Origin of the sequence: Halobacteriovorax sp. RT-2-4 (assembly GCF_047085445.1) — a bacterium.
Lineage (GTDB): Bacteria > Bdellovibrionota > Bacteriovoracia > Bacteriovoracales > Bacteriovoracaceae > Halobacteriovorax_A.
Map to the genome: position 1 here is coordinate 1,377,405 of NZ_JBKIXY010000001.1, position 12,349 is coordinate 1,389,753.

General features: G+C 36.2%; 16 protein-coding genes. 11 read left to right on the forward strand and 5 right to left on the reverse strand.

The features are described 5' to 3' along the window. The first annotated feature begins 4 nt into the window (after positions 1-4). From mutL to ACMAYL_RS06525, 3 genes are read left to right on the forward strand one after another with little or no spacing between them, the layout of a single operon-like run. Complete coding sequence (gene mutL, locus ACMAYL_RS06515; protein ID WP_103216336.1) at positions 5-1,696, forward strand: DNA mismatch repair endonuclease MutL; 1,692 nt, start codon at positions 5-7, stop codon at positions 1,694-1,696. Then, entirely contained in the window at positions 1,693-2,652 is a 960-nt protein-coding gene (gene miaA, locus ACMAYL_RS06520) for a tRNA (adenosine(37)-N6)-dimethylallyltransferase MiaA (protein ID WP_412469901.1), read from the forward strand. Before mutL ends, miaA begins: the two co-directional genes overlap by 4 nt. A gap of 41 nt (positions 2,653-2,693) precedes the next feature. Next, positions 2,694-3,536, forward strand: coding sequence for a pyruvate, water dikinase regulatory protein (locus tag ACMAYL_RS06525; RefSeq protein WP_412469902.1), 843 nt, complete (start codon positions 2,694-2,696; stop codon positions 3,534-3,536). A gap of 3 nt (positions 3,537-3,539) precedes the next feature. On the opposite strand, the gene ACMAYL_RS06530 is transcribed toward ACMAYL_RS06525, so the two are convergent. After that, positions 3,540-3,914: a hypothetical protein gene (locus ACMAYL_RS06530; protein ID WP_412469903.1), complete on the reverse strand. Its 375-nt coding sequence runs from the start codon at positions 3,912-3,914 to the stop codon at positions 3,540-3,542. Between the two features lie 11 nt (positions 3,915-3,925). Continuing rightward, positions 3,926-4,222: a hypothetical protein gene (locus ACMAYL_RS06535; RefSeq protein WP_412469904.1), complete on the reverse strand. Its 297-nt coding sequence runs from the start codon at positions 4,220-4,222 to the stop codon at positions 3,926-3,928. A 211-nt stretch (positions 4,223-4,433) separates the two neighbouring features. On the opposite strand from ACMAYL_RS06535, the gene ACMAYL_RS06540 reads away from it, so the two are divergent. Further along, positions 4,434-4,979, forward strand: a complete 546-nt coding sequence (locus ACMAYL_RS06540; RefSeq protein ID WP_412469905.1) for a hypothetical protein — start codon at positions 4,434-4,436, stop codon at positions 4,977-4,979. Positions 4,980-5,036: 57 nt separating this feature from the next. Further along, positions 5,037-5,858 carry a hypothetical protein gene (locus tag ACMAYL_RS06545; protein ID WP_103216332.1) on the forward strand — a complete coding sequence of 274 codons (822 nt, stop codon included), beginning with the start codon at positions 5,037-5,039 and terminating at the stop codon, positions 5,856-5,858. A gap of 252 nt (positions 5,859-6,110) precedes the next feature. On the opposite strand, the gene rpsU is transcribed toward ACMAYL_RS06545, so the two are convergent. Continuing rightward, positions 6,111-6,335, reverse strand: a complete 225-nt coding sequence (gene rpsU / locus ACMAYL_RS06550; protein WP_021266202.1) for a 30S ribosomal protein S21 — start codon at positions 6,333-6,335, stop codon at positions 6,111-6,113. A 163-nt stretch (positions 6,336-6,498) separates the two neighbouring features. Between rpsU and ACMAYL_RS06555 the strand changes: the two genes are divergently transcribed. Further along, complete coding sequence (locus ACMAYL_RS06555; protein WP_103216331.1) at positions 6,499-7,746, forward strand: replication-associated recombination protein A; 1,248 nt, start codon at positions 6,499-6,501, stop codon at positions 7,744-7,746. 1 nt (position 7,747) lies between these two features. Here ACMAYL_RS06555 and ACMAYL_RS06560 read toward each other — a convergent pair whose 3' ends face one another. After that, positions 7,748-8,152, reverse strand: coding sequence for a hypothetical protein (locus tag ACMAYL_RS06560; RefSeq protein WP_103216330.1), 405 nt, complete (start codon positions 8,150-8,152; stop codon positions 7,748-7,750). A 233-nt stretch (positions 8,153-8,385) separates the two neighbouring features. On the opposite strand from ACMAYL_RS06560, the gene ACMAYL_RS06565 reads away from it, so the two are divergent. Next, entirely contained in the window at positions 8,386-9,204 is an 819-nt protein-coding gene (locus tag ACMAYL_RS06565; protein ID WP_412469906.1) for an endonuclease I family protein, read from the forward strand. 133 nt (positions 9,205-9,337) lie between these two features. Next, positions 9,338-10,090 (forward strand): endonuclease I family protein, encoded by a 753-nt coding sequence (locus ACMAYL_RS06570; RefSeq protein ID WP_158246750.1) that lies wholly within the window; start codon positions 9,338-9,340, stop codon positions 10,088-10,090. Here ACMAYL_RS06570 and ACMAYL_RS06575 read toward each other — a convergent pair. Continuing rightward, complete coding sequence (locus ACMAYL_RS06575) at positions 10,070-10,204, reverse strand: hypothetical protein (RefSeq protein WP_255407605.1); 135 nt, start codon at positions 10,202-10,204, stop codon at positions 10,070-10,072. The genes ACMAYL_RS06570 and ACMAYL_RS06575 overlap by 21 nt on opposite strands. Positions 10,205-10,324: 120 nt before the next feature. Between ACMAYL_RS06575 and ACMAYL_RS06580 the strand changes: the two genes are divergently transcribed. The 3 genes from ACMAYL_RS06580 to ACMAYL_RS06590 all read left to right on the forward strand — a co-directional run bounded on the left by ACMAYL_RS06580 (position 10,325) and on the right by ACMAYL_RS06590 (position 12,345). After that, complete coding sequence (locus tag ACMAYL_RS06580) at positions 10,325-11,056, forward strand: class I SAM-dependent methyltransferase (protein ID WP_412470890.1); 732 nt, start codon at positions 10,325-10,327, stop codon at positions 11,054-11,056. A gap of 93 nt (positions 11,057-11,149) precedes the next feature. Further along, positions 11,150-11,764: a hypothetical protein gene (locus ACMAYL_RS06585; RefSeq protein WP_412469909.1), complete on the forward strand. Its 615-nt coding sequence runs from the start codon at positions 11,150-11,152 to the stop codon at positions 11,762-11,764. Between the two features lie 8 nt (positions 11,765-11,772). After that, positions 11,773-12,345, forward strand: coding sequence for a glutathione S-transferase N-terminal domain-containing protein (locus tag ACMAYL_RS06590; protein ID WP_103216325.1), 573 nt, complete (start codon positions 11,773-11,775; stop codon positions 12,343-12,345). The last annotated feature ends 4 nt before the right edge of the window (positions 12,346-12,349 follow it).

A 12,349-nucleotide genomic window follows, 5' to 3' on the forward strand; every position in this document is an offset into this window, starting at 1 on the left:
TATAATGGAAATATCAGAGAATACACAAAATAGAATTAACCTTCTTCCCGAACACTTAATTGATCAAATCAAGGCCGGTGAGGTTGTTGAACGCCCGGCCAATGTTCTTAAAGAATTACTTGAAAATTCAATTGATGCAAACTCGACTAAAATTCGAGTCACGATTATTAATGCAGGTTTAGATCTTATCGCAATTGAAGATAATGGTGATGGAATGTTCTTTGATGAACTTCCCTACGCCTTTTGCCGTCACGCAACTTCAAAGATCAATAACTTCGAAGATATCTACCGCCTAAATACTTTTGGCTTTCGTGGAGAGGCACTTGCCTCAATCTCATCAGTGGCACGAATATCATGTCACTCAGCTCCTCGTTCAAATCCTGAAGAAGGTGCAAAGTATGTTATTCACGGAGCTAGAACGGTTGAGCATTCAAAGTATTCGACACATAAGTGTGGAACTTCTACTTATGTCAAAGACCTTTTCTTTAATACTCCAGTTCGATTGAAATTTGTGAAGTCAGGACAGAGTGAGAAGAATGCCCTAAAGCGTGTTATTAACTCGTTCTTAATTAACTACCCTCAAGTTGAGTTCTCAATCACATGGGATGACCAAGACCCTGAAATTTATCGTGCTCAAGAACATACAGTGAATCGAGTTGGGGAAATCTTCAAAAAGAAATCACGCAAAAATATTCCAGAGATAATGCAATCTTATGGTGAATACCTTGGTTCAAGTTGTAAATTCTACGTCTCTAAAGATGCCTCAAAAGGATACAGCGGAAAGCAACAGTTTCTCTTTGTAAACAACCGTCTCTTCACTGACAAAAAGATACATCAGATCATCATTAGAAATATGGAAAAGTTTTGGCCTCAAGGCTTAACTGGCGACTACATCATGCAATTCAGAGTGCCTGAGCATGAAATTGATGTAAACGTTCATCCAAATAAAACAATTATTAAATTTTTAAAGAGCAATGAGATATTCTCTCTAACAAGTGCTACAGCGAAAAAGCTCATTTCAGAAAATCAAGATCATATCAATGAGAACCACTCTCTTGAAATGAATGAAGATGAAGCAAATTTCAACTCTCTATCAAGTGCCCTATTCAACCAAGGTGGAGATAATATTATTGCTAATAACTTTGGCGGTGGTTTAAATCTACAAAGATTTCAAAATGAACTTAATCAAGGTACAGACTTTCATGGCCAAAGCTCTCTTTTTGGAGAAAACACAAGTGGCCAGCAAAGTGAGTTAACGATATCGGCACTTGGTGAAAATATTTTTCTCTTTAATCACATCGAGAGAGGTCCATACTTTGTTGATGCTCAAGTATATTTAGATGAAGCTTGTGGGCAAATTGATATCGACAATATGACTCCTCTACTAATTTCAGAGCCAATTTCAAAAGATATGACGGATATGGAAAACCTATCGCAATACATGGCAATGGGAATTGAGATTGAACGTCTTGATGCACACACTTGTGTTCTAAGGTCAGTGTCTCACGTATTCGAAGATCTTCCATACGCAAAAATATCTGCAAATATTATTAACGGTAATGATCTGCTTGAAGATTTAGAGCTTCAAGTAAGTGAAGTAAGAAGACTTCTTTCATTTATTTCTTTCTACGATTTAGTAGAAAAGAAAATTGCAAAAAGAATCTCGCCTAAGAAATTAAAAAAATTACTAAAATGACAAAGAAATTAATTCTTCTATTAGGGCCAACTGCATCGGGCAAAACAGGTATTAGCATTGATCTTGCCAAACGTATTGGTATTGAGAAATGCCATGTTATCAACTTCGATAGCGTTCTCTTTTACAATGAATTAAATATTGGAAGTGCTAAGCCAGACGAAGTTGAAATGGACGGTGTCACTCATCATCTCGTTAGCATCTCCCCTATTACGAAAGAATTAAATGCATCTGACTTTGTCGAATTAGCTATAATTAAAATCAACGAGCTTCATTCAAAAGGAATTGTTCCAATTCTAGTTGGAGGTAGCGCCTTCTATCTTCGAAGCCTTATTCGCGGCATGTATGAATCAGAATCAACCGATGAGGCCATTCAGCAAGAGGCCCGTGATCTTTATGAAAAAGAAGGTATGGCCCCAATTGTGGCTTATCTTAAGGTTCATGATCCTGAGTCACTTGAGAATCTTCATGAGAACGATCACTATCGTCGTACTCGTGCTTATGAGTACCATCGCATGACGGGGAAGAAGATTTCTGATCAAAAAAAGCAAGCCGATGATCATGGGGCGTATGATTTCTCAACAAATCTTCATGGCTGGGACACACTTAATATTTGCCTTGAGCTTCCAAAAGAAGAGCATTGGGAAATTATACTGAAGCGTACAAAACAGATGCTAGAACAGGGACTGCTTAAAGAGGTTGAAGATATTATGGCCAATGATGATCACTCGCCAGAGCTTAAGGCCCTAAAAACCATTGGCTATAAAGAAACGATTCAATATCTAAATGGTGAGATTACATCTGAAGAAGAACTTATCGAAAAGATTTATTTTGCAACTCGCAGGCTTGCGAAGTCTCAAAAAACTTTCCTAAAGAAAGTGACTCCTTTATCTCGCTTTCACCCATTAAGTCAGCGAAATGACATCTATAACCTTGTCGAAGACTTCATTCTTGAATAAAGTAGTTATAACGATTTTATTAGAGGTTAATTTTGAAAAAGATGAAAATAATTATTATTTCTGACGGAACAGGTTCTACTGCAAAGGCAATCAGTCGCGCGGCCATGACACAATTCCCAGAAAGCGAAGTCTTCTATACAGGTTTTAAGAATGTTCGCACAAAGGAACAAATTAAATCAATTTTTGACGAAGCAGCTATTCATCACGACCTCGTTATCTACACAATCGTATCAGCAGAACTTAGAGAATATACAAAAGAAATCTCAATGCAAAAGCATGTGCGCTCCCTTGATCTAATGGGGCCAGTTTTAACGACTTTCTCTAATTACTTTCATCAAGAACCTAAGAGTGAGCCTGGCCTTCTACACGCTGTGAACTCAGAATACTTTGACCGTGTTGCTGCCATGGAGTTTACGCTTAACCACGACGATGGAAGGAATGTTGAAACTCTCCACCTAGCAGATGTTATTCTTGTGGGGATTTCTCGTACATCAAAAACACCTCTTTCAGTGTACCTATCTCAACACGGAATCAAGGTTGTAAATATCCCTATTATCAATGGACAAGATCTTCCTAAGGAACTTTTTGAAATTGACCAAAGAAAAATCTTTGCTCTAACAATTGATCCAGAGGCTCTTTATTCAATTCGCAAGAATCGCCTTAACAAACTTGGTGCTACTGAGCACACAGGAGATTATGCGGATACGAATAAGGTTATCGAAGAGTTAGAATGGGCCAATGAAATCTTTAGCAAGAATAAGAGATGGCCTGTGTTTGACGTTACTGACCGCGCCCTAGAAGAGACGGCCACAGATATCATGAAATTGCTTCAAATGAGAAAAAATAATATTTTCAAGCAGTTAATGAGTGAGTCTGACGACTAAACCCTAATCTCTTGCCTTTAGTGCCACAGCTGTTGATTCTTTATGCATATTTTTTCTTTTACTCCATGCCATGTAAACAGAAGCAAAAAATATTAAGAAAAATAGTATTGAAGTAAACAACAAGTGAAATTTAGAAATATCTTGAAAGTAAGCAACGATAAAACCTACTGCAAAATTAGAAACAATACTTGAAATCAAGGTATAATATTCTACATTATGTAGTTCACTTGCATCAACCATCTTTATCTCAATTGCTTTTGGCATTGATACAACAACATTTAGAGACTTATTTAATGGACTCCCTGAAGCATCACCACTTAACTCTATGTTAGCTGTCCCTGAAGCTACAGGTGAAGGATCTTGTTCAAAATTACTCATAGACCTATCTCCTACACTCTTTGTCCAATTAAATCCCATAGCTCTTTAGAGAGCCAACCATCATAATTACTGTAAGTAATTATTGGGCTAACTATAAAAGATACTTTAATATTAACTTCCCTAGAAGCAACACCCTGCATTTGAGATATAATACTCTGTCTAATTGAATCATTCGATAACTGTAAAATATAAAAAGTGCTTAGTGGCCTTACCCACGGGTAAGGTGCCATAATATCAAGTAAAGAACTATTTACTCTAGTCCAATCTTCAGAAGATCCTGTAATATCCCATGATACTATTACGTGCATAAGCCCTCATATTTAAGTTTTAACTATATCTAAAGCTTTAAATAACATTTGTAAAATATGTTTTTGTCCCCCTCCTAACTAGCTAATTTTTCATTGGTAATCACTTAAACAAGTAACAAACAAACTTAAACTAGTAATTTTACTTAACTTAACAGGCAATCGTTCCGATTAACTAAATAACATTATCAATTTAGTAACTACGAGGTTCGTTGTGTCTAAGGTCTTATTTTCTGGAAAAATCAAAGTTAAAGGTGCTGGGGCCGACGTTGTATACAAATTCGATACTCAAGAGCCCACTTTTGATGAAGTAATGATGACGAATTTTACTCATCTAAATTTCTCCGAAAATGAGAAGAGACTTCTAACGGCAAAAAACAGAAAAGACATCTTCAAGTTTGAAAACTTGAATACAAAAGAACTTGAAAGATATGCTGGCGACCTACTCTCACTTATTAAAAAAGTAAAAAGCGACAGAATTCAAATTGAAACTTGTAATGCGGGAACTTTTATTTGCTTAGCACTCATCTATTCAGGAAAGATTCCATCTCACCTTGATGTGCACTTCAAGCTACATGGCTCACCACTAAGACTTTTTCCAAGAAACTTAGCGAAACACAAAATTCCTAAACACAATATTTCTATATCTCTATGTAACACAGACAGCTGGGTTCAGGAGTTTCGTTCACTTCAAAAGAAGCCAAAATATATTGAACTAAGTCACATTGCCCCTCAAGAAGATCTTGATCTCGTTGGCTAATTTGACTTTTTATTAAGCTAATTGACATTTTGCACCACCTCTTCAATCATTTAAGAAGTGAAAAAAATAATCTTTGCCATTCTTCTTACCCTTTCTAGTTTTGCGGAATACCCGTACTTTAATTTTGATTCTTCAAAACTAAAATTAAATGACTATAGCTATCGTCGCTATGTTCGTCCGCAACTGCGCTCACTTAAGAATGACTTCTATTATATCGTTAAGAGAATTACTTACACATCACAGGACTTTATCAACTTAAGAGAAAATACTCTTAAATTAGTACTGCAATTTGATGGAGCTTATGACGAGTGTAAAAAAAATCAAAAGACTTGTTATCAAGAAATAAAAAAAGTCGTTCCACTTATTCAGGCAACTGAGCGAAACATTAAAAAGCTTCGCGAAGACTTCATCTCTCTTCCAACTCAACAATATGGAAATGTTGACGACTATATTAATCTTATCTCTCTACTTGATAATATTGATAACCTGAATCTTCGTGTTCAATCCTATATACAGCTTCTACATCTAACAGAAGGAACAAATTTTTCAACCTATGTTCCTCATATTGAAAGTTATAAGAATTACGTTGGAAAAATGTATAACTACTCAAATGATGCCTTTATCTACATTATACCTAATGAACTAAAGCCATCCTTTGAACAATTCCTTGATAACTTCCTTTCGCCACTTGAATTAAGAATGATGGCAGAGTTAGATAAGCGCTGGTTTATCGATCGTTTGGGTGATCTCAATATGCAATGGAATGTATTTCACATGGACCTAGAAAAAGGTCAGACAGGATTTCCAAGAGAATATGTTCGTAACGTTAAAGTTATGCACGCTCGTTGGAATAGTATTTTAAAATTAATGTTCTACTAACATCGTGCCATTTAAGACATGCGTCCGCTTTCGGTCATGTGCCACAAAAACAAAAAGGGCTCCCGTCGGGAGCCCTTAAAGTATATACATCCTGCGGCAAAAGTACCCACAAGGGTAGTTTTGAAGCAGAGATGAATGTGACTCAAGAAAGCTAGCCAAGCGAAGCGATGGCGCGGCTTTCGGTCATGTGCCACAAAAACAAAAAGGGCTCCCGTCGGGAGCCCTTAAAGTATATAAGAAATTTAAATCAAATTAGATTTTAGAACCTCTACTGTACTTCGTCTGAGTTTTCTTTCTTCTCTTCTCAGCCGCTTGTAGCTTTTCTTTATTTCTAATAGAAGGCTTCTTATACTCTTGTCTCTTTCTGTATTCTCTAATAACACCGAAAGCTTCGCAGTATCTCTTGAATTTCTTAAGAGCTCTTTCCGCACTTAATCTTTCATCGATCTCGATTTTGATTGAGTAATCTTTAGACATAACATTCACCTCCTTCTATTTTTTTTTCTCACTACCTTTAACGACAGCTTTATGAGATTTATTCAGAGCTTTAACGCTCTAAATTTTGTCTAGCTTTAATTGGTATGTTAAATTACACGACGGCCCCACAATGTGTCAATGGCCAACTTACTTTAGGTAATATATGCAACAAGGTTTATTCAGCGCAAAAGATTCATCCGTCACACCACTTGCTCATCAAGTAAGACCAAGTAGCAAGCAGGATTATGAGGGCTTTGATGCCCTAGCTAGACGCTTCCCTTTTCTTAAGGGTGAAAATATACCTTCACTTATTGTCTGGGGTCCCCCAGGGAGTGGAAAAACCACGCTGGCCAAGGTGCTAGGTAGTGAAATTCACGCAAATTTCTACGAATTTAGCGCAGTTTTATCTGGCGTAGCAGAACTTAAGAAGCTTATCCAAAAGGCACAAGACGAGGCCCGAGACTTCCAAAGAAAATCCATTATATTTATTGACGAGATTCACCGCTTTAATAAGGCCCAACAAGATGCTCTTCTTCCACATGTGGAACAAGGAAGCTTTATTCTTATTGGAGCAACGACTGAGAATCCTCGTCGTTCAGTTAATCGCGCTCTTCTTTCTCGTATGAAGATTATTGAGCTTAAATCATTCACAACCGACAAAATTCGCTCTCTTATAAAGAGAACGATCACAAAATTAGAAAAAGAATTATCGCAAGAATATCTCGATCTAATTTGTGAATACGCAAACGGTGATGCTCGCATTGCTCTTGGAAGTTTAGAAGTTATTTTCTCTCTTCTTGAACAAGACGAAGATATTGACTTTGAAACTGTTAAAAATATTATCAAAGAAAATTCACGAAACTTTGATGCTGGTGGTGATCGCCACTATGATGTAATCTCTGCCTTCATTAAAAGTATGCGTGGAAGTGATCCCAATGCGGCCATTCTATGGCTAGCAGTTATGCTTGATGGTGGAGAGGACCCAGTCTTTATCGCCAGACGCTTAGTTATCTTTGCGAGTGAAGATGTGGGTAATGCAGACTTAAATGCACTCACTGTTGCCACAAATGCACTTCATGTTGTTCAAAATATTGGTATGCCTGAAGCACGAATTACACTAGCACAGGCTACGACTTACCTAGCTAGTACCGTTAAGAGTAATGCTGCTTACAATGCAATAAACGAAGCCTTAGCATATGTAGAGAATTCGCAAACAATCCAAGTTCCAGAGCATTTAAAGAACTTTCCAGATAAAGATCATAAAGTTGTTTACCAGTATCCACATAGCTTCGAGGGAGCTTTTGTTAAGCAACAATACGCACCTCAAGGAACGCCAAAGTTCTACCAACCAAAAGCGATTGGCGTAGAAAATAATATAAAGAAACGTTTAGAAGAACTATGGGGAAAGTAGTCTAGTCCCAACGAGAATAAACAACAAACGCATCCGTTTGAAGGTCTTTTGTTACAAAGAAGAATCCCATATTTGATTCAACATAACAGCTCATTGAATAGTCTTGTCCTGGAACAAGTTCGACACAACGGCTTTTTGCACGTCCAGATGGTGTTTTAGAAAAGTTAATTGCGTTATTACTATTACATCCATTTAATTCAAGAGTTGTCCTAATGATAGCAATCGCTTCATCAAGAGGTCTCCCCTCGAAATCAATATCAGCATCTACTTCATCAGTATTAATTTTAAACGCACGACTATCGACATTAAGATCATACGTTAGCTTCTTAATACAATTAAGAGTTGTCTTAGTGTAAGCAAAGACACTTGAAGATATAAGCAATGATGCAATTAAGATGTATTTCATATTAAGTTACCCTAATAATGTTGTTATTTTCTTTGGTGACTTATACAAAACCCGACTAAATAAATCCAGATTTTTCGATAGTATTATTAAACTTTCATTAAGGGCAGCGCGTCTAAGCATTGAAATTAGATTACCTGACAGAAATTATTAGAAAAACTTAAGATTCCTATTAGCCATTTTAATAATTATGTCCTATAAAAGCTTCACACACACAAACCACTAAAGGGGATTAGATGAAAATCGCAATCGTTCTATCAACACTACTTTTCACTCTTACGAGTAATGCAGCAGAATTAAATAACTACTACCCGAAAGAAACTAATGATGTTCTTTCAAGAGGTGGAGCAGAGTTAAAGAGCTACCTATTCGAAGTTCTAAATACAACTCACCAAGAAACAAATTCTCAAGATGTTCTTGGATGTGATTCAAAGAACAAAGGTCGTTGTTACAGCCAAAGAAGCCTAGGTTACAAAGGCGCTAGAAAAGTACTTTTCGGAAAAATCCACTTAAAAGAAGATGATAAAGGTTACTACATTAAAGATGTATATTGCCAAAAGACACTAAGAAGAGTTCAAACTCGTTCTATGGGTCCAGGACAAATCCCTAGCCCAAACGTTCTTAACTGCGAGCACACTTGGCCACAATCAAAATTTACTGGTCGTTTTGACAAAGGTCTTCAAAAATCAGATCTACACCACCTATACCCAACTGATTCAAAAGCTAACTCTGTAAGAGGTAACTATGAATTTGATAATGTAGATGGTTTCCCAGTTGATTATGAAGATTGTACAGCTTCACAAACTCAAGGTAACGGTGCTTTCGAACCACCAGCTGAGCACAAAGGAAATGTTGCAAGAGCACTTTTCTACTTCTCAGTAAGATATGATATTTCAATCTCAAACCACCAAGAGCAAGTTCTTAGAGAGTGGGATAAGCTTGATCCAGTTGACGCTGAAGAAAGAGAAAGAAACGAAATTATCTATTCTGTACAAAACAATAGAAATCCATTTATCGACATCGCTAACCTAGCTGATAAAATCGATAATTTCTAAATATTTGACTAATCCATTTCAGTACTAATATTGGCCTTCTGTTAAGAAGGCCTTTCTATTTCATTTTTTATTTTGCAAAACCTTTCATCTTTGAGATGCTTTTATATACAGCAACAATATCAAGGATTAGATTTTGAAATTAAAACTCTTAGTAGCAGCCTTATTGGCACTAACGACCACTGCCGGCTATTATCCGGAATCATTTAAAGCAGAAGTCGCAAATGACCTTTTACAAGATGAAAACCTAAGAACAGAATTACAAAGAATTATCAGCCAAAATCACAAAAAAAATTCCTACTCTCAAGCTAAGCGCTACCTTTTTAACGAATTACATTTAAAATATGATGAAAGTAACCAACCTTATGTAAAAGGTGTTTACTGCAATAAAGTTTTCAATGGAAGTACTCCTAATATCGGACCAATTGGAGATGGGAAAATCCCTAATCATCAAATTGTTAACTGTGAGCACACATGGCCTCAGTCAAAATTCACAGGCGGATTTAGTTCACAACTTCAAAAAGGTGACCTTCACCATTTATTCCCAACTGACTCTAAGGCCAATAGCGTACGTAGCTCAAATGACTTTGCTGACCTAAAAGGTGGAAAAGCTGCAACGAGAGATTGTTTTGCTTCTCATTCTGATGGACATTATTTTGAACCACCAACAGAGCACAAGGGCAATGTTGCTCGAGCAATGTTCTACTTTGCAACTCGCTATGGAGCGAAGATTAATAGTAGAATGGAAAAATACCTAAGAAGATGGCACGCAGAAGATCCAGTGGACAGCGATGAAATCGAAAGAAATAACAAGATTGAAGAGATTCAAGGAAATAGAAATCCTTATATCGACTTCCCAGAGCTAGTTTCAGATATCAAAGACTTCTAATATATTTTCAACTTTTTGGCGGCCTTTAATATTGAGGCCGTCAATAAAGACCGTCGTTACCGCAGCATTCGCTAAAGTCACAAGTAATCCTAAAAATACTAAAAACTTAATCATAGGAACCTCCTATTTGGCTTCTTAGTCTATTTTAAACACTGATTTAAAGTTCTCACAAATTCTAATTGATTAAGATTTCATGAAGATAGAATTTTAAAGAAAATAGGAGTATAAAAAACTATGTTTCAATTTATTAGAAAATTACTTACACAAAAGGGATTCAACGCCAAAGCTAAACGTGCCTTCACGAATTACTACCGTTTTGCAAAAGAATCACAATCATATCTAACTTATTGTAAAGAGATGCATGGAATTGAATGCTTCATGCAAAATAACCTATCAAAGAAGCAATTCTCTGCTCTAACTTCTCACTTTAAACCCCATCAAAAAGTTCTTGATATCGGTTGTGGAACAGGACAATTAACGGCTTACTTTGCAAAGAAATACAAACTTAAGGCAAAAGGATTTGATCTCGTCGAAAGTGATCATGATTATAAAGAAGCAAATTATGAAACAACATGGCTCGGAGAGAATGAATTTGATCTTGTTATCTCGCTAGATGGTTTCTATATGCTCAATGACCTCTACCGTACTTTAAACAAGATTATGGATAGCTTAAAACCAAAAGGAAAGTTTGTCCTCACCTATACATCAGAGCGACCATTTCACAAAACACGACTTGGTAAGGCCATTACAAATAAGTATAAAGATAAATTTGAAATTCAAGACTTCACTCAAGATGACCTCATTTTTAATAATAAGGCCAAGGAACTTCTTGAAAAACTTGAATCAGATTTTACTGCTGAAGGAAATTCAAATTTATATCGTACTAAGTATAATGAGATTAGCAAGAATGTAGAGTCCCACAAGGCCAATAAGATGTATCGAAGCCTTATTACTATTTCTAAGTAGTTAGTGATTTAGTTTGTTGGCCTATTGTTTTCTTTGTTAATCTTTTGTGAACTTGTTTTACTTCAATCTCGATGAATTCTATAGTTCATAGTTATGAAGAAGCTCCTACTGATATCGTTTGCCCTTATTCTAACCTTTAAAACATTCGCTACCGAAATCTCAGGTATCGCAATCTCAAGCCACGTAAATGAGTTCTCTGTCGTTGACTCAAAGTATGCAAGAGAAATTTTTTTAGGTCTTCCTGTTAAAAATACCTACGCTGACCTCGTCCATGGCCTCGTCTTTCGCTACCACAAATACTTTTTTTGCGTGCGCGAACCAAGTCATAAATTTCACTGTCATCTCTATCTAAATGGAAAAGGAGAAGGAGAATTATCTTCATATAATAGTGATACCGATTTTGGAAAAGGAGCTATCAGTGAATTTTTAGAAACATCGAGGACAAATGGGAAGGCAAAGATTCGCTTTGAAAATAATACATTAAAGATAAAGTTTGATGGAAACCTGGCCCAAAGATTTTGGCAAAAACTCGACTTAATTGCTGATGACTATCACACAATAGGGGCCAAGAATTACGAAGTGAGGAAAGGTAAACACTTAAATTGCTACTTAGAAAAGAATAAGAAAAAAGATATCTATCAATGCCAATTTAACGTTACAATCAAGACAGATAAACCAGAAATTAAAATCAATAATGATTTGAACTAGGGGCCTGTATGAAACTAATTGGATCAACGACATCACCATTTGTTAGAAAAGTCATTCTCGTACTCGAAGAACTTGGAATTCCTTATGAACTTGAACAAGTGAGATCACTTACTCCAGATGGTGCAAAGAAAATTGGTGAATATAATGCTGCAAGAAGAATCCCAATTCTAGAAACAGAAGATGGATCAATCTTTGATTCAACTATCATTTGTGAATACTTACTCGAAAAACAAGGAAAGCAATTAGATGTACATACAAAATTAGCGCTTCGTTTAATCGATGAGCTTTGTGATTCATGTATCATTCTGTTTCAACAAAAACTCTGGGAATGTGATACAAAATGGGAGTCTAAATTCTCTAAAGTTCAGTACGAAAGAGTGCAGAGTATTCTAGACTCACTTGAAAAGAAAGTTGATAAAGGTGGACTTCATCAGCTGGAAAAAGACTGGCTACTTTGCGTTCTTGATTGGCTGACATTTCGAGATGTTTTTAACTGGAAGAAAGGTCATCTCGCCTTAGAAAACTTCTATGAAAGTCTTAAAGATAGAGAACGTTACCAAAAATCAGCACCAAGAATATAAAAAA